Raw genomic sequence first — 16,595 nt, 5'->3', positions numbered from 1 at the left:
GGGGCTTTTTTTGATCAGTCGAAGGTAACATGATGCCGGATCATATCACCGCGATGAAGCGGAGCAGCGAGATCACACCGAGCACGATGACGATGACCCGGCAGATCTGCTTGGCGCGGCCGTCGATCGGCAGCAGGTTGATCAAATAGAGAATGAGGATGACGACGAGAAAGGTGACGAGTGCACTGATCAGCATGACGAGCCCCTTGGCGAGAAAGATGCGCTGGCGTTGGTCAGCTAACCCGCTTGCGGGCTGGTAGTTCCGCACCCGGAACCGTGAGCCCTCTGGGCCGCCTCCGTAGTTCCACGGAGCCACCCCTCATCCAGATTTTTACCGGTTTGCGGTCAGATACGGTGAATCGGAGATCAACATGCTGAACCGCCTGACCATTTCCACGACGTTGAAGGCTATCATCCTTGTGACGGCATGCCTGTTTGTCGGCCTGTTCGCCTCGCGGGCCTATTATTCGTGGCAGCAGCTCAAGCTCACTGCGCGCATCACCTCCATCGTCGATGCCTCCGAAAGCATGTTCAAGGCGATGGACAAGCTGCGGGCCGACCGCTCCACCTCGAACCGCATGGTGACCGTGGACGAGAAGGTCGAACCGGAGACTGAGCGATACGTCCGCGGCCTGCGTGACGTTGCCATGCCGTCCATGGGACGCGCGCTCGGCATCCTTCCGGGCATCGCGTTTGCCGACAAGGCGGCGCTGCTCTCGCAATTCCAGCAATTGCTGACGACGCTGAGCGATCAGCAGAAGGAATTCTGGCTGGAGGTCGCCAAGCCGAAGGCGTCGCGCCGATTGGCGCTCGGCAAGGAATACATGCAGACCGAGGACAGGCTGCTGGAGACGCTGGAGAAGATCCAGGCCATCCTCGCCGCCGAGGTCAACCATGCGGACCCGACCATCGATCAGCTGCTGCAGATCAAGCAGATCGCATGGCTGCTGCGCAACACCGCCGGCGACGCCTCCTTCCTGGTTTCGAACGGGCTCGCCGCAGGCAAGATCACGCCCGAGGCACGGCTGAACTATACCAAGGCGGTCGGCGGCGCCGAGGCCGCATGGAAGGCGCTCGAACTGGCGACCACCGGCGCGAAATGGCCGGCCGCGATGACCGCCGCGCTGGAGACCACACGCAAGGCCTATTTCGACGCGGAATACACCGCGCTGAGGGATCGCCTCGTCAATGCGATCGCGAACGGCGAGACGCCGGAGATGGTGGCCAACAAATGGAGCCCGTTCACCGTCGGGCGCCTCAATGCCGCGGTTGCGGTCGCCGAGACCGCGCTTGAAACCGCGAGGACCTATATCGAGGAGCAGCATGCGGCCGCCATGCGGACCCTCGGCATCGAACTCTGCCTCCTGATCGCGGCGACCGGGATCGGCGGCGCCGCGCTGATGCTGGTGAGCCGCCGGGTGATCCAGCCCCTCAACAGAATGCGCGATGCCATGCTGGCGGTTGCGGGCGGCGACCTCAGCGTCGAGACGGGCTACATGCAGCGCCAGGACGAGATCGGGGCGCTGGCGGGCGCGCTCGAAACGTTCAAGCAGCAGGCCAAGGACAAGCTCGCGATCGAGGCCCAGGAGCGCCAACGCAACGAAACGACGGTTGCGCGCCAGCGGGCGATCGAAAGCTATGTGAGCGAATTCGAGGGGCTGGTGCGCGATTCGCTCGAGCAGCTTGGCCGCGCCTCCACCGACATGCAGGCGACGTCCGCCGGCCTGACCAACGTATCGCGGCAGACCAACGCCCGCGCCGAGGAGGCCTCGAAGGCCTCCAGCGATGCCTCGATGAGCGTGCAGACGGTGGCCTCCGCCGCGGAGGAATTGAACGCCTCGATCGCCGACATCAGCAAGCAGGCGTCGCATGCGGCCGGGATCGCCAGCCGCGCGGTGGAGCAGGCCCGCATGACCGACGGCACCGTGCAGGGGCTGGCGCAGTCGGCGAACCGGATCGGCGAGGTGGTCGGGCTGATCAACAGCATCGCCTCGCAGACCAATCTGCTGGCGCTGAACGCCACCATCGAGGCGGCGCGCGCCGGCGAGGCCGGCAAGGGTTTCGCCGTCGTCGCCTCCGAGGTGAAGACGCTGGCGAGCCAGACCGCAAAGGCGACCGACGATATCTCGGAGCAGATCGCCGACATCCAGCGTGTCGCCAATGACGCGATCGACGCGATCAAGCGCATCGGCGGCATCATCGGCGAGGTCAACGAGGTGGCGACCGCGATCGCCGCGGCGGTGCAGGAGCAAGGGGCGGCGACGCAGGAAATCTCGCGCAGCACCCAGTTCGCGGCCGACGGCACCAAGCACGTCTCCGACAACATCACCGGCGTGAAGTCGGACGCCGATGCCGCTGCGGCGGCCGCCGACAACGTGCGCAATGCCTCAGAGACGCTGGAGAGCCAGAGCAGGAATCTCGGTCATCAGGTCACGGACTTCCTCGGCAAGATCCGCGCGGCCTGACGACCTCGCAGGATCAGTCGGATGCCATCACCGGCGCGCGCTCGTACTTCGCGCGCAGTGCCGCGGGCGCCGGCGAGAAGTTCAGCTCGGCACGCTTGCCGCTGCCGGTCCGGTTGGCGACCTTGAGGCCGTCGTCGCTGGCGACGACGTCGCCCTTGCGCAAGGTGGGGTCGTTGTCGATCGACACCTTGGCAAGGCCGAATTGGTCCTTGCCGTTGCAGGTGCAGCCGTCGACGATCTCGGTGCGATACTTGAAGGCGTTGGGCAGCGCCGAATATGGCTTGCCGCCATCCGTCTCGGCGGCGTCGATCGAGCTGCCGTAGACGATCTCGGTCTTGGCCGCCGGGCAGAAGCTGTTGCAGGCGGCTTCCTTGCTCTGGTCGCCGGTGGCTCCGAGCGGGAAGTAGCGCCCGTCGCAGGTGCGCACGCACCAGGCGACGCTGCTGCTGCCGCCGCGATAGCTGACATCGCCGCGCGGGGCCGGCCGTGGCGCCGGTGGCGCCTCGTCGGCGAACGGCATCCGGATGTAGGGCGCCTGGCGCTGCGGCGCGTTGAAGCCGCCGAACAGCGCGGAGAAGAAATCCTGCGCCCCCGCCGAGGTCGGCGCTGCCAACGCACCCGCGGTTGCCATGGTTGCCACTGCGATCGCGGCGAGTGCACGTCGACCTTTCATCGTCCCACTCCCAGATCAGTTGATGGCCGAGACCGGCAGCGACATCGCCTGACGCCCCGACGGCAGCGAGGTCACGCGCGGCGCCCGGTCGAAATTCGCGCGCGCCTGCAGCGATGCGGCCTTGGGCAGCACGACGACCTTCGTCCCCACCTGCACGCGGCTGAACAGGTCGCTCACGTCCTCATTGGTCAGGCGGATGCAGCCCGAGGACACGAACTTGCCGATCGTGGTCGGATCGTTGGTGCCGTGGATGCGATACTCGCTGGAGCCGAGATACATGGCCCGCGCGCCGAGCGGATTGCCCGGGCCGCCAGCCATGAAACGCGGCAGATAGGGCTGGCGCGCGATCATCTGCGCCGGCGGATGCCAGTCCGGCCATTCCGCCTTGCGGGTCACCGTCTGCACACCCGACCAGGTGAAGCCCTCGCGCCCGACGCCAACGCCATAGCGCAGCGCGCGACCGCCGCCGAGCACGTAGTACAGGTAGGTATTGGCGGTATCGATGATGATCGTCCCCGGCGCTTCCCGCGTATCCAGATTGACGATCGTGCGACGCAGCCGGTCCGGAAGCTGGCTGTCCTCGTCCTGCTCCACGGCGGGTGCAGTCGCCTGGTCGGGCGGGAACGCCTGCTGCTGCTCGACCGGCGCATAGCCGAGGCTCTGCGCGTGAGACGCGGCGGGACCCGCGACGAGAAGAACCGCGACGCCGACGATCAGCGAAGCGGTCCGCCGCGAAAGGTTGCGATGGCCGGAAACGAGCTGTGTCATGGAGTGCCCCTGTCAGACGAGCATCGCGGTGCGATGCGTGATTGCCTTCCAAACGCCGAACGGCTCGCCGCAGTTCCGGCTCCGCTGTGGTCGCCCTGCGTCAGTCAAGCGTAGAGGCTGTCACGTTCTCGCGACGGAACCCGGCGCCGTCTCGCCAGTTAGGGGAAAGAATAACGTCATCACGCGAACTGTGCGCGAACGACCCGATCGGGGGGGACCTATGGTGCGAGTACTTCCCACCGAGCGGCTGCTCGCGAGCGGGAGCGAAGGCGCGGCGCTGGATGAAAGCCGCCACGAGCTTCCTCCTGTGATCAGGCGGGCCGAAGTCGTCGCCATCGCGCTCGTGATTCTTACCGCGATCTGTGTCACCGGCGTTCTCTACGTCGCCCGCGGGTTCTTTCTGCCGATCGTGATGGCGTTCGTGGTCGGCACCATGCTGTCGCCGGCCGCCAACTTTCTCGAACGCCACCACGTGCCGCGCGGCGTCGGCGCCGTGCTAATCGTGATCGCCGTTGCCGCGGGACTGGCCTTCATCATCGGCCTGATCTCGGCGCCGGTCCTCGACTGGACCAATCGCCTTCCCGAGCTCGCCACGACGCTCAAGGCCAAGCTGCACGTCTTCGATCGGCCGCTGGCGCTGTGGCACGAAATGCAGGCGGCGATCGGCGGTGGAAGCGGGCAGGCCTCGACCAGCCTGGAGCTGCCCAAGTTCGATTGGGTTCAGCCGACGATCGAATTCCTGTCGCCGACCTTCACGGAATTCCTGCTGTTCTTCGCCACGCTGGTGCTGTTCATCGCGAGCTGGCGGGACCTGCGGCGCACCTTGATCATGACCTTCGGTGATCATGAGGCCCGGCTTCGGACGCTGCGCATCCTGAACGAGCTCGAACTGCACCTCGGCAACTATCTGCTGACGGTCACGCTCATCAACACCGGGGTCGGCATCGCCGCAGGCCTCGCCTGCGCCATCGCCGGCATGCCAAACCCCGCCGGGCTCGGCGCGCTCGCAGCGACGCTGAACTTCATCCCCATCATCGGCCCGATCGCAATGTTTGCGGTGCTCGTCCTGGTCGGCGCGGTCGCATTCCCGACCCTGAGCGCCGGCATGGTCGCGCCCGCCATCTTCGCCGTGATCACCTTCATGGAAGGCCATTTCGTCACGCCGACCATCATCGGCAGGCGGCTCGCGCTCAACGCACTCGCGGTGTTCATTGCGCTGGCATTCTGGACCTGGCTGTGGGGCCCGATGGGAGCCTTCCTCGCCTCGCCGCTGCTGATCGTCGCCCTCATCGTCAAGGAGCATCTGCTGCCGGACGATACGCCGCAACTGCCGGCGGACTAATTCGGTTTCCAGCGTCGGAACTTCGGCTGAGACCCCGCGTTTGTCGAGCAGACGCAATCACCTTGCTCCGGGAGCTTGCCATGCCACCGACTGACGGTGAGACCGCCCTGAAAGATCTCGTCGACAAAGCGAACTACGAACGCCTGCAGAAGGATGTCCACGCCGTGAAAAACGATATCGCAGCTCTCACCGAACAGATCACCGACGCGCTGAATGCTTTCGCCGGGCAGGCGAGCAAGCAGGCCCGCAGCGGCTATCGACAGGCGCGCGAGAACGCGGACCAGACGTTCGACGACATGTCCGAGCGCGGCACGGCCATGTTTGGTGCGGCCCAGGAGGCCGCGAACTCGCTGGAGGAGCGCCTCGAGGACGTGATCTCCCAGCGTCCGCTCGCCACCGTGGGTCTCGCGCTCGGACTTGGATTTCTCATCGGCGCCGCCTGGAGACGCTGAGGATTTGGCCCCTGAAATCCAGAGGCTTGTCTCGTTTCGGCGCCGCGTCTTCGGCGCCGATTTGAGTCTGTTGCGCAGATGAATGAGATCGGGAGGGAATGACATGCTGCAGCGCCTGATTGCGGACTTCCAGGAATCGACCGGGCATGCCGTTAGGCTCACGTCGCTCGCAATCGCTGCAGCGGTCGGACTGTTCGTAACCACGAGCTTTCTGTGCGCCGCCGCTTTCGTCGCCGTCCTGGATCGATACGGGCTCGTGGCCGCGTGCCTCACCGGTGCCGCCATCTTCTTCGTGGTGACGTTGATCGCCGCGATCAGCTACATGGCGCGCAAGCGCGCGATCGAGAGCCGTGCCGCGCGAAGCGCGGAAACGGCGCGGTCGGCAGTCCAATCGGCTTTTGCAGACCCGATGCTGCTGGCCAGCGGCTTGCAGATCGTCCGCATGATCGGCATCAAGCGGCTGATTCCCATTCTGGCCGTCGGCGGTCTGGCGCTCGGATTCATGGTCAGCCGCCCAGCGGCGGAGGAGCAAACGCCCGCAGAGTGAGGATCCAAGGCGTTGATCGAGTGCTTAGGCGGCGGATCGGGTGCAAGCTGCTATCAACTAAGTCACACACCGTCCCGGTTGCAGGCGCTTGGCGATCTCCGTCAGCACCGACACCGACGGCTCGCACGCCACCGGATGCTTGACGCCCTGCCGCTCGTTGCCGGTGGTGATGAGCTGCGATCCCTGCGGCGACGGCAACGAGCCCGCGCTCACAGCGGCGGGGTTGACGGGAAGCCGCACCAGGAAGGACGTCTCCGCGAAGGCTGCCAGCTTGATCGACACAGTCTGTGACGGCGCCACAGTACCGCTTTGTTGCGCGCGGTCAGACTTGGCGGCCCGGTTCACGTCGTTCGCGGTCGCGACGATCGTCTCGCGGGCGGAGTTCTGAAGCGGCAGGTTGGCGCCAAGATCATGGCCGGAGGCCAGTTGCATTGCACCCACGAGCATTGCGGAAGCCGCAAGCGAACCCAAAACGATAACCTTCCTGGTCTGCGACATGTCTCTGCTCCCCTCGCCGCAAGGCGATCGGCATACCAACGTAAGTCGCAGGAACTGGGTTCTCGGTCGGGCAAATCACTTAACCGTGTGTAAACTGCGGCGACATTCTTCAAATTGGTGGCGTCAAAAAATTCGATCTCACGCGGAACGACTTTTCGGGTCGCGCGTCATCTCGGCAGCCGGTTATTCCCCCTGCCCCATTGACCGGCGACGCGGGGCACCGCCGTGGTGATGCCGGCGGTGCCCCGCATTCTTTTCTGATCCATCTGCTCGATCGGATCCCAGCCCGACATTCCCGGCGCTTTATCCGCTTTTCCCCTGAGGTATATGTGGCAGTGGCGCGGCCACGTTCATCGTCCGCGCATGGGGGCGGAGATGCTGAGCTCGTTGGATGGCGTGCGGAAGGGGCTTGGGCTAGCGCTGGCTCTCCTGTGCCTGTTTCCCGCGATGGGAGCGGCTGAGAGCGCCAAGGATACCTGGATCAAGAATCTCGTCGCACAATTGAAGATTCAGCGCCGTTATCCACTGCGGGCTTCGGATGAGGGCGGGACGGCCAAGGTCCTGTTCCACATCGACCGCGAGGGTCATCTCATCTCGGCGGTGCTGGCGGAAACGACCGGCGATCCCGCGCTTGACCAGGAGGCGCTCGCCATGGTCCGGCGCGCCCAGCCATTTGCCCCACCTCCGCCGGAGCTGGCGGATGGGGATCTGACGTTTCTCGTGCCGATCGTTTTCGCGCCCCGGCGGACGTCGCAAATCTTGCAGACGGACATCGATCCGAGTGACGCGGTCCTGAAGGCACGACTCGGCGGGGTGTGCCGCGGCTACTGATCTCGCAATTCGATGCTGCAAAAGAAGCCGGCGCGCTCCACGAGGAACGCGCCGGAACAGGATCGTGCACGCGTGGCCTGATCAGGCTGCCGGCTTCGGCATCCGGTTGCGCGAATTGCGCTGGAAGAACAGCGCCTGACTCGCCACCGCCGACACCATGGCCGGCTGGAACGGCTTGGAGATGAGGAACGCCGGCTCGGGCCGCTCACCGGTGAGGAAGCGCTCCGGATAGGCGGTGATGAAGACCACCGGTACCTCGAAGGTGCGCAGAAGCTCGTTGACAGCGTCCAGGCCGGACGAACCATCGGCGAGCTGAATATCAGCCAGGATCAGACCGGGCTTCTTGTTCTTTGCGAGAGCCACCGCATCGGCATGAGTGCGGGCCACGCCGATGACGTTGTGGCCGAGATTTTTGACGAGGCTCTCGAGGTCCATCGCGATGAAGGTCTCGTCCTCGATGATCAGCACATCGGTAGCGATTTCGGCGGCGAGTTCCCGTCCGGCAGCATCCGCCAGCCGGCGGGTTTCAGCGACGTCGATGTCGAGGATGAAGGCCACTTCCTCCTCGGGAAAACCCTCGAGCGAGAGCAGCAGGAAGGCCTGGCGTGGTAAGGGGGTGATATTCGAGAGCCGCCGTTCCGGCGGCATCGGCAGGGTCGCCACTTCTGCGTCGTCGTTGAGCGCTACCGAATTCCAGATCTGCGTGAACAGGCGGAACAGGGCCGCCCGCGGTCCATAGCGCTCGTCCAGCAGCGCCGGATCCTGAATCAGGGCCTCGAGCATCGCTCCGACATAAGCGTCTCCGGAACCCTGGCTGCCGGTGAGAGCCCTCGCATACCGGCGCAACAGCGGCAAATGTTCAGCAACAAGCTGTGATCGGCTCATCCCCACTCCATTCGGTCATCTGGGCTTCCGCCCGGGTTCCATAATGCGCTGATTACGCCTGAACCGACGAAAAGTTCCCCAAACGCGTGGAACTTTTATCGCCCCGTCGCATTAGTTCCCGACAGACCCTCTCGGTGGCGAGAATAATTCTTGAAGCTTCAGGGACTTAACTCTCGGGGAAACGTGGAAAAGGTCATGAAAGATGTAAAGTCTCAAGCCAGCAAGAATGCGGCACCGCGCAAGCCCGGCGGACTGAACGCGGAAATTCAATCCAGAATCGGTCATCAACTCCGCGCGATGTACGACGACGTCGTCCGTCAGGGAGTGCCGGACCGTTTCGCGGATCTGGTGCGGAAGCTTGATGCGCCGGCAGCACAGTCCCACGTGGAGAACGGCGGGGGATCCAACGACCAAACCGACGGGAGGGAGTGAATGCCTCTCACTGATTCCTTGCGGGACGATATCCTCGCGGCCGTCCCCAGCCTTCGCGCATTTGCGATTTCCTTGAGTGGTAACAGCGATCGTGCCGACGACCTCGTGCAGGAAACCCTGCTCCGGGCGCTGGCCAACATCGACTCGTTTCAACCGGGATCGAATCTGCCTGCCTGGCTGTTCACGATCCTGCGCAACCTGTTCCGATCCGACTACCGCAAACGTCGGCGCGAAGTGGAAGATGCCGAAGGCAACTACGCCAAGACGCTCAAGACACATCCCTCGCAGGGCGCGCATCTCGAGTTCGAGGAGTTCCGCGCGGCGCTCGAGAAGCTGCCTCAGGACCAGCGCGAGGCACTGATCCTGGTCGGTGCATCGGGCTTTTCCTACGAGGATGCGGCAGCGATCTGCGGCTGCGCGGTGGGCACCATCAAGAGCCGCGTGAACCGCGCGCGCTCGAAGCTGGCAGCGCTGCTCTACGTCGAAGGCGCCGAGGATTTCGGCCCGGACGAGACCGTGCGGGCGGTGATCGGCGGCAGCGGCGGCTGATCAGCCAAGCCGTCGCAAACGAACCAGCAAAGAGGCGGCTCCTCAGCGAGCCGCCTCTTCTTGTTGTTGATCTCTTGTGCCCGGGATCGTACGCCCCGGCAGCCTGTTCGCCGACCAGCGCTGCGGCTATCGCGCCGGATGCAGTGGTGCGGAGAACTGCTCGGTCCGATCGCGCTCGGTCATGTCGATGACCGTCTCCATCGGCGCGCTCAGCTCATAGACATAGCTCGCCTCGGTGAAGAAGCGCTTTGACGTGCCGCCGAGCGCCTCCGGCGCAACGCGATCGAGCAGGATCAGTCCGAAATCGCTGTCCGGCCGCCGCGTTGCTTCACTGGTGTTCAATTCCTCCCAACGGAAGTGGAAGACGGCATTCGGCTCCTCGCCAGTCACCTCCCATTTGGCGGTGATGTGCGGGTGCTTTCCCACCAGCGAGAGGCCTTCGTCCGAGTGCGAGGCGAGTTCAAAGAACAGCAGCGACAGGCTCTGCGCGGCACGCGCGCTCACGGTGATGTCGGGTCCGTTGACCGCAATCCTGTCGGCATGCGGGATGGCGCGAGCTTCGAACAGTCCGCGCAATTGCACGCCCTGCCATTGACTCTCGCTGAGCAGCGTGACGACGTTCGACATCGCATGAATCCGCCCGATCAGCAGCTCGCGCGCGACATCGATGTCGCTGCCATGACGCAGCGTGCGCGTCACGATGGACTGGATCACCGCCAGGATGTTCTTGACCCGGTGGTTCAGCTCGTCGATGACCGCCGTCAGTCGGCGCTCGAAGCCGATCCGCACCTGGATTTCGCGACTCAGGCGCAGATTATTGTAGGCGACGTAGCCGAACAGGCCGCAGATGATACCGGTCAGCGCCATCCCGATGACGCCGACGATCGCCGCGGTCTGTTGCGCACGCCGGACCGCATTGCTCTTGGCGTAATAGACCAGCGACCAGTCGTGATTGCCGAAGGCGACGGTGCGGGTCGACGACGGAGCAGGATCGTCCGGCCCCCGGGTCCGGCTCGTCACCGCGCCCTGATCATTGGCAACCAGCTCGTCCGAGGCGTTGCGCGGATCCTTCAACGCCACCGAGAACAACGACAGATCGTCATTGGTGAGCAGCAGCGGCCCGATCTCGTAGGAAAACGTCACGAAGCCCGCCGGAGCAGTGGCACCTTGCGGGACGACCGGGGCTGCCAGCACGATCCCGATCGGACCGTCGCTCCGCACCAGCGGGGTGGGGTCGGAAGCGACCGGCTTGCCCTCGGCCATGGCGCGCGCAAGCATCGGTCCGACGATCGGCTGCCGGTCGAGTGCGATGCCGGGAAGCTTCGAGGTCTCGGCATTGCGTGGCTCGAGATCCATCAGAACGTCCAACGGACGATCGACGTTCGGCCCCAGCGGCGTGTCGTCGAAATTGCGAATGGTTGGATTCGGGAAGCCAGCCTGGCGCAGCTCGGCTTGCGCGATGGAGAGCTCATCCGGCCGCAGCCGCGCGATCCACGATGCCACCACGAAGTCGGTCTTGAACGCGTAGATCGACGATCGCAGCGGCTCCAGCATATTGGCCTTGATCACCGAGGGAGCGCGGAACAGCCCGGAGGCCACCCGGGCCAGCAGCTCACGTTCGGTCAGCCGGTCCTGGACGAGGCTGGCATGGACGTCGATGGCACGGGCGAGCGCAATGCGATCGAGCGCCAGCTCCTGGTCGTGGACGCGATAGGCCGCCAAGCCGGACAGCGCCGTCCCGACCAGCGCGATCAAACCGATGATGACACCCAGCCGGAGCACTCGTTTACTCTGAAGTAAAGGGTTGGCGAAGGAGGAGACGAGTCATCCAATAACCGGGCCTGCAACTCAAGGACGCACCTCGGGGCGATCGGAAGTGATCGGAGCGATCAGTGGATAGCGATCCCAGGATACCGGTGCATCGGCGCCGAGACGCCTTGGGCAAGGCGCACCCCGGGTCGAGGAAACACCCGAGGGCTCAAGTTGTTCCGGCCGGATGAGGCTTTTTTGCGTCTGTCATTGCAGCAGACGCATCGAGCAACGAAGAACGTTGCGACGCAGATCAGTCCCGGCGCTCAGGCCGACGGCTTCAGACCGCCCTTGGCTTCGATGAAGCCGATAATCCGGTCAAGCCCTTGGCTCTTCTTCAGATTGGTCATGACGAAGGGCCGTGCGCCGCGCATGCGCTTGGCATCCGTCTCCATCTTCTCCAGAGAAGCGCCCACATGGGGTGCCAAGTCAATCTTGTTGATCACCAGAAGGTCGGAGCGGGTGATACCCGGTCCGCCCTTCGACGGGATCTTGTCGCCCGCCGCGACGTCGATGACGTAGATCGTGATATCGGCGAGTTCCGGCGAGAACGTTGCCGCGAGGTTGTCGCCGCCCGACTCGATCAACACCAGGTCGAGTCCGGGAAACTTGGCCCGCATGTCGGCCACTGCGGCGAGGTTCATGGAAGCGTCCTCGCGGATCGCAGTGTGCGGGCAGCCGCCGGTCTCCACGCCGGCGATACGATCCGGGGTGAGCGATCCCGAGCGAACGAGAAACTCCGCGTCCCACTTGGTGTAGATGTCGTTGGTGATCGCGGCGATGTCGTAGCGCTCCCGCATCGATTTGCACAGGAGATCCATCAGCGCAGTCTTGCCGGACCCGACCGGGCCACCGACGCCAACGCGGAGCGGACCGTGAGACGATGCCATGTCATTTACCCTTCTGTCGTGCGCGCGACCGCGCGGGGCCGTGATCGGAGCAGCCGTTGCCCCGCTTCATCACGACCGAAACAGCCTTGTATATTGCGTCTCGTGATGAAGGCTTGCGAGATCGGCGCGGAATGTTGCGCCGCCGATGTCGTCGAGCGAGGCGAGCAGGGCGCGGTCCGCCGCCGCAGCGACGACAGGCTCCAACGCGGCGAGCACGCGCTGGCTGTCGGTCTGCCCCAACGGTACGAGACGACTGCCGGCGGAAATCCAGTTCGACGTCAGGGCGTGCAGGAAGCCGTGCAGCAGGGGTCCCAGAGGAACGCCGTGAACAGCGCCGACCAGCCCCACGGCGACCGGATAGACGATGCTCGCACATCGTGCCACCGCCTCGTCGAGGCCTGCGCAGTTCCAGGCGGACCGCGCGATCTCGATGAAGGCACGGCCCTGCGCCGTGGTTTCGAGCTGACGCTCGCGCGACGGTACGAAAGCAGCCGCAAGCTCGGCCACCTCGCGGAGGCTGGCCATATCGTCGAGCTCAACCGCGCGATAGGCGTGCGCGAGGAAAGCCGCGTCGCAGAAGCCGGAACCGTTCGTCAGCATCGTCGCGAGCCAGCCGCGCAGCGCCGCCGCATCGCCGATGTCGCCCGCCTCGACCGCCCATTCGATGCCGCTCGAATAGGAGAAGCCGCCGATCGGAAACGCCGGCGACAGCCACGTCAGCAGCCGATACAGCGCAGCCGGATCCGTGGCGCTGATCGCATCCGGCCGAGCCCCCTCCTCACTTGTGCTCATGAGCATGGGAATGACCGTGATCGTGATGGTCATGGCCGCAGTGCTCGTCATGCACGTGATGATCATGTGCATGGCCGTGGTCGTGATGCGCGTGATCGTGCCCGTCATGATCGTGATGATGATCGTGGCCGTGGTGATCATGATCATCATGGCCATGCGCATGGCTGGGCTCGGCGTAAGCACCGCCCTCCGGATCGAACGGCGCCTCGATCTCGATGACGCGCGCGCCGAGGCCCTTGACCATGGCCTCGATCACGTGGTCGCGGCGAATGCGCAGGCTCTTGGGCATGAGCTGCGTCGGCAGGTGCCGGTTGCCGAGATGCCAGGCGAGCCGCACCAGATGATGCGGATCGGAAGCCCGGATCTCGAGCAGCGGCTCGGCCGCCGCCACGACCTCGATCAGCCGGCCGTCCTCCAGCACCAGGGCATCGCCACCGCGCAAGGCGGTGGCGTGCTCGAGGTCCAGCAGAAACTCCAGCCCACGCGTTCCGGTCATCACCAGCCGCCGCCGGTGCCGGTCATCGAAATCGAGCAGGACGGAATCGGCGGCGGCCTCTTTCCAACGATGCTGCCCGAGCACGCGTGTCGCGCGGATCATGCTGAAACTCTCATTCTCTTATTCCGCTCACTCTTATTCCGCTCAGCGGACATCGACCTTCTCAGGCGTAATGATCTCGATCTTCGGCGGGGCCGCCATGCATTTGACCGCGACGCGCCCGAACGTCTTCATGTGCTCGGTCGCGCGGTGCGGCACCAAGGCCTCGGCGTTCTCCCACTGCTCGACGAAGACCATCCTGCTCGGGTCGGTGACGCTCTCATGCAAATCATAAGCGATATTGCCGGGTTCTTTGCGGGTCCCCGCAATGCAGGCAGTCGCTGCGGCAATGAATTCCGCACGGGTTTCGGGCTTGATGGTCAAGGTGGCAACGACATAGATCACGCAGCAATCCTCCCGGTACGTTTCTGGTTCTGGGTACCGGGCGGAGCTTAGAACATGAAGTAGCGCTGCGCCATGGGCAGCACCTCGGCCGGCTCGCAGGTCAGGAGCTCGCCATCGGCGCGGACCTCATAGGTCTCCGGATCGACCTCGATGTTCGGCGTCGCGTCGTTGTGGATCATGCTCTTCTTCGAGATCCTGCCGCGGGTGTTCTGCACGGCGTAGAGCTTCTTGGACAGGCCGAGCTTGCGCGCGAGCCCGCCGGTGACGGCAGCCTTCGAGGTGAAGATCACCGAGGAGGCCGTCAGCGACTTGCCGAACGCGCCGAACATCGGCTGGTAATGCACCGGCTGCGGCGTCGGGATCGAGGCGTTGGGATCGCCCATCGGAGCTGCGACGATGGTGCCGCCCTTGATGACGCAGTCGGGCTTGACGCCGAAGAAGGCGGGCGACCACAGCACGAGATCGGCGAGCTTGCCCTTCTCGACCGAGCCGATCAGCTTCGACACGCCATGCGCAATCGCCGGGTTGATCGTGTATTTGGCGATGTAGCGCTTGACGCGAAAATTGTCGTTGTCCTGGCCCTTGTCCTGCGGCAGCGCGCCGCGCTGCTTCTTCATCTTGTCGGCGGTCTGCCATGTGCGGATGATGACCTCGCCGAGCCGGCCCATCGCCTGAGAATCCGATGACATCATCGAGAGCGCGCCGAGATCGTGCAGGATGTCCTCGGCCGCGATCGTCTCCTTGCGGATGCGGCTTTCGGCAAAGGCGAGATCCTCGGCGATCGACGGATCGAGATGGTGACACACCATCAGCATGTCCAGATGCTCATCGATCGTGTTGCGCGTGAACGGCCGCGTCGGATTGGTCGACGACGGCAGCACGTTCTTCAGGCCCGCAACCTTGATGATATCAGGCGCGTGGCCACCGCCGGCGCCTTCGGTGTGGAAGGCGTGGATCGTGCGGCCCTTGAAGGCCTTGATCGTGTCCTCGACGAAGCCGGATTCGTTGAGCGTGTCCGAGTGCAGCATCACCTGGACGTCGTAGTCGTCAGCCACTGACAAGCAATTGTCGATCGCCGCCGGCGTCGTGCCCCAGTCCTCATGTAGCTTCAGCGCGCAGGCGCCGGCCTTGATCATCTCGACCAGCGCCGCGGGCCGCGAGGCGTTGCCCTTGCCGGAAATACCGAGGTTCACCGGAAAGGCGTCGAACGACTGCATCATCCGCCCGATGTGCCATGGGCCGGGCGTGCAGGTCGTCGCGAAGGTGCCGTGCGACGGACCGGTGCCGCCGCCGAGCAGCGAGGTGACGCCACTCATCAGCGCATGCTCGATCTGCTGCGGGCAGATGAAGTGGATGTGGCTGTCGAAGCCGCCGGCGGTGAGGATCTTGCCCTCGCCCGCGATCACGTCGGTGCCCGGGCCGATCACGATGGTCACGCCGGGCTGGATGTCGGGATTGCCGGCCTTGCCGATCGCCGAGATCATGCCGTCCTTGATCGCGACGTCGGCCTTGACGACGCCCCAGTGGTCCACGATGAGCGCATTGGTGATGACGGTGTCGGCGGCACCCTGCTTGTTGGTCGCCTGCGACTGGCCCATGCCGTCGCGGATGACCTTGCCGCCGCCGAACTTCACCTCCTCGCCATAGACGGTGAAGTCCTTCTCGACCTCGATGATCAGGTCCGTGTCGGCGAGCCGGACCTTGTCGCCGGTCGTGGGACCGAACATGTCGGCGTAGACGGAACGCTTGATCTTGACGGACATCGTTGGCCCCCAATTAGCTCTGCTTGTCTTGTTCTCGCAACGCCGACGGTCCGCTCACAGCGTCCCCCGCGCGTTCGCAACGGTCTCGTCGAACAGCGCGTCCAGCGCCACATTCACACCGCGGCAGCCTGCGACGACCTGCTCGGCCCAGCCAAGATACTCCATCAGCTCGAGCTGCTGCTCGAGATCCGGCTCGAACACAATGCGGGCGCGGATGTTGCTGATCTTGTCGGCGATCTTGATCTGCTTGGCGCCATCAGACTTGCCGGGAGCCGCGATGACCTGGACCGCGCGCCGCTCGCTCTTCGGCAGGGTCATGTCGTCGGTGACCTCCTCGACCAGCCCGGCGACGCGCGAGCCGAAACGCTGCATCAGCTCGTCGTGGCTGGTGTCGGTGTCCTCGATGCTGTCGTGGAGCCAGCCGGCCGCGACGAGCTCGGCGTCCTCGCCGTTGCAGGCGACCGCGAGGATGTTGGCGACCTCAGCGAGATGATTGATGTACGGCTCCTCGTCGCGGCCCTTGCGCTGCTGGCCGGCATGACGGCGCGCCGCCAGCTCGGCCGCTTCGGAGACGAGGCGCAATCCGGTCAGCATCGTCTACAGCTTGCCCATCACGTCGCCGCGGAAGCCGTAGACCGTGCGCTTGCCGCCGAGCGCGACCAGTTGCACCTCGCGGGTCTGGCCGGGCTCGAAGCGCACCGCCGTGCCGGCTGCGATGTCGAGGCGCATGCCCCTGGCCTTCTTGCGGTCGAACTTCAGCGCCGGATTGGTCTCGAAGAAATGGTAGTGCGAGCCGACCTGGATCGGCCGGTCGCCGGTGTTGGCGACCGACAGCGTCACGGTCTTGCGGCCGGCATTGAGCTCGATCTCGCCGTCCTGGATGAAAAATTCGCCGGGGATCATGTGTCTTTCTCCGTCATTCCGGGGCGGTCCGCAGGACCGAACCCGGAATCTCAAAA

20 protein-coding genes are annotated in these 16,595 nt (G+C 64.8%); 7 read left to right on the top strand and 13 right to left on the bottom strand.

Features of this window, described 5'->3' with window-relative positions; all coding sequences use genetic code 11:
- Nucleotides 1-40: 40 nt before the first annotated feature.
- Complete coding sequence (locus ACQR1H_RS10190; protein ID WP_315804721.1) at nt 41-196, bottom strand: Thivi_2564 family membrane protein; 156 nt, start codon at nt 194-196, stop codon at nt 41-43.
- 175 nt (nt 197-371) lie between these two features.
- Between ACQR1H_RS10190 and ACQR1H_RS10185 the strand changes: the two genes are divergently transcribed.
- Entirely contained in the window at nt 372-2,465 is a 2,094-nt protein-coding gene (locus ACQR1H_RS10185) for a methyl-accepting chemotaxis protein (protein WP_434907499.1), read from the top strand.
- A gap of 13 nt (nt 2,466-2,478) precedes the next feature.
- Here the strand turns inward: ACQR1H_RS10185 and ACQR1H_RS10180 are convergent, their stop codons facing one another.
- Both ACQR1H_RS10180 and ACQR1H_RS10175 read right to left on the bottom strand, forming a co-directional pair.
- The gene (locus ACQR1H_RS10180) at nt 2,479-3,138 is read right to left on the bottom strand and encodes a DUF2865 domain-containing protein (protein ID WP_315804719.1); all 660 of its coding nucleotides are present in this window, start codon (nt 3,136-3,138) and stop codon (nt 2,479-2,481) included.
- Nucleotides 3,139-3,153: 15 nt separating this feature from the next.
- Nucleotides 3,154-3,906, bottom strand: coding sequence for a L,D-transpeptidase (locus ACQR1H_RS10175; RefSeq protein ID WP_316216469.1), 753 nt, complete (start codon nt 3,904-3,906; stop codon nt 3,154-3,156).
- 223 nt (nt 3,907-4,129) lie between these two features.
- On the opposite strand from ACQR1H_RS10175, the gene ACQR1H_RS10170 reads away from it, so the two are divergent.
- From ACQR1H_RS10170 to ACQR1H_RS10160, 3 genes are all read left to right on the top strand, one after another.
- Nucleotides 4,130-5,248, top strand: coding sequence for an AI-2E family transporter (locus ACQR1H_RS10170; RefSeq protein WP_315804717.1), 1,119 nt, complete (start codon nt 4,130-4,132; stop codon nt 5,246-5,248).
- 80 nt (nt 5,249-5,328) lie between these two features.
- The gene (locus ACQR1H_RS10165) at nt 5,329-5,700 is read left to right on the top strand and encodes a DUF883 family protein (RefSeq protein ID WP_316177254.1); all 372 of its coding nucleotides are present in this window, start codon (nt 5,329-5,331) and stop codon (nt 5,698-5,700) included.
- A 103-nt stretch (nt 5,701-5,803) separates the two neighbouring features.
- Nucleotides 5,804-6,247, top strand: a complete 444-nt coding sequence (locus ACQR1H_RS10160; RefSeq protein WP_315804715.1) for a hypothetical protein — start codon at nt 5,804-5,806, stop codon at nt 6,245-6,247.
- Between the two features lie 57 nt (nt 6,248-6,304).
- Here ACQR1H_RS10160 and ACQR1H_RS10155 read toward each other — a convergent pair whose 3' ends face one another.
- Complete coding sequence (locus ACQR1H_RS10155; protein WP_316238172.1) at nt 6,305-6,745, bottom strand: hypothetical protein; 441 nt, start codon at nt 6,743-6,745, stop codon at nt 6,305-6,307.
- 375 nt (nt 6,746-7,120) lie between these two features.
- Between ACQR1H_RS10155 and ACQR1H_RS10150 the strand changes: the two genes are divergently transcribed.
- Entirely contained in the window at nt 7,121-7,576 is a 456-nt protein-coding gene (locus ACQR1H_RS10150) for an energy transducer TonB family protein (RefSeq protein ID WP_434907498.1), read from the top strand.
- Between the two features lie 81 nt (nt 7,577-7,657).
- Here the strand turns inward: ACQR1H_RS10150 and ACQR1H_RS10145 are convergent, their stop codons facing one another.
- A complete protein-coding gene (locus tag ACQR1H_RS10145; protein WP_315713838.1) occupies nt 7,658-8,461 on the bottom strand; it encodes a response regulator in 804 nt (267 codons plus the stop codon).
- Between the two features lie 195 nt (nt 8,462-8,656).
- On the opposite strand from ACQR1H_RS10145, the gene ACQR1H_RS10140 reads away from it, so the two are divergent.
- On the top strand, nt 8,657-8,893 hold the full coding sequence (locus tag ACQR1H_RS10140) for a NepR family anti-sigma factor (protein WP_315713837.1): 237 nt from the start codon (nt 8,657-8,659) through the stop codon (nt 8,891-8,893).
- Complete coding sequence (locus tag ACQR1H_RS10135; RefSeq protein ID WP_006612137.1) at nt 8,894-9,442, top strand: sigma-70 family RNA polymerase sigma factor; 549 nt, start codon at nt 8,894-8,896, stop codon at nt 9,440-9,442. It abuts the gene before it with no gap.
- A gap of 126 nt (nt 9,443-9,568) precedes the next feature.
- Here the strand turns inward: ACQR1H_RS10135 and ACQR1H_RS10130 are convergent, their stop codons facing one another.
- The 8 genes from ACQR1H_RS10130 to ACQR1H_RS10095 all read right to left on the bottom strand — a co-directional run bounded on the left by ACQR1H_RS10130 (nt 9,569) and on the right by ACQR1H_RS10095 (nt 16,539).
- Nucleotides 9,569-11,224 carry a CHASE domain-containing protein gene (locus ACQR1H_RS10130; protein ID WP_434907497.1) on the bottom strand — a complete coding sequence of 552 codons (1,656 nt, stop codon included), beginning with the start codon at nt 11,222-11,224 and terminating at the stop codon, nt 9,569-9,571.
- A gap of 293 nt (nt 11,225-11,517) precedes the next feature.
- A complete protein-coding gene (ureG, locus tag ACQR1H_RS10125) occupies nt 11,518-12,141 on the bottom strand; it encodes an urease accessory protein UreG (RefSeq protein ID WP_315804711.1) in 624 nt (207 codons plus the stop codon).
- Between the two features lie 69 nt (nt 12,142-12,210).
- Entirely contained in the window at nt 12,211-12,933 is a 723-nt protein-coding gene (locus ACQR1H_RS10120) for an urease accessory protein UreF (protein ID WP_434907551.1), read from the bottom strand.
- Complete coding sequence (locus ACQR1H_RS10115; RefSeq protein ID WP_316216465.1) at nt 12,920-13,531, bottom strand: urease accessory protein UreE; 612 nt, start codon at nt 13,529-13,531, stop codon at nt 12,920-12,922. The genes ACQR1H_RS10120 and ACQR1H_RS10115 overlap by 14 nt, the downstream gene beginning before the upstream one ends.
- Before the next feature lie 42 nt (nt 13,532-13,573).
- Nucleotides 13,574-13,873 (bottom strand): putative quinol monooxygenase, encoded by a 300-nt coding sequence (locus tag ACQR1H_RS10110; RefSeq protein WP_172243535.1) that lies wholly within the window; start codon nt 13,871-13,873, stop codon nt 13,574-13,576.
- Between the two features lie 47 nt (nt 13,874-13,920).
- Complete coding sequence (ureC, locus tag ACQR1H_RS10105) at nt 13,921-15,636, bottom strand: urease subunit alpha (RefSeq protein WP_316216463.1); 1,716 nt, start codon at nt 15,634-15,636, stop codon at nt 13,921-13,923.
- A gap of 54 nt (nt 15,637-15,690) precedes the next feature.
- Nucleotides 15,691-16,230 carry an HD domain-containing protein gene (locus ACQR1H_RS10100; protein ID WP_315804708.1) on the bottom strand — a complete coding sequence of 180 codons (540 nt, stop codon included), beginning with the start codon at nt 16,228-16,230 and terminating at the stop codon, nt 15,691-15,693.
- Nucleotides 16,231-16,233: 3 nt separating this feature from the next.
- The gene (locus ACQR1H_RS10095) at nt 16,234-16,539 is read right to left on the bottom strand and encodes an urease subunit beta (protein WP_315804707.1); all 306 of its coding nucleotides are present in this window, start codon (nt 16,537-16,539) and stop codon (nt 16,234-16,236) included.
- Nucleotides 16,540-16,595: the final 56 nt, after the last annotated feature.

It is taken from the genome of Bradyrhizobium sp. HKCCYLRH2015, from assembly GCF_051168215.1.
Lineage (GTDB): Bacteria > Pseudomonadota > Alphaproteobacteria > Rhizobiales > Xanthobacteraceae > Bradyrhizobium.
This window is presented reverse-complemented; position numbering and strand designations above follow the sequence as displayed.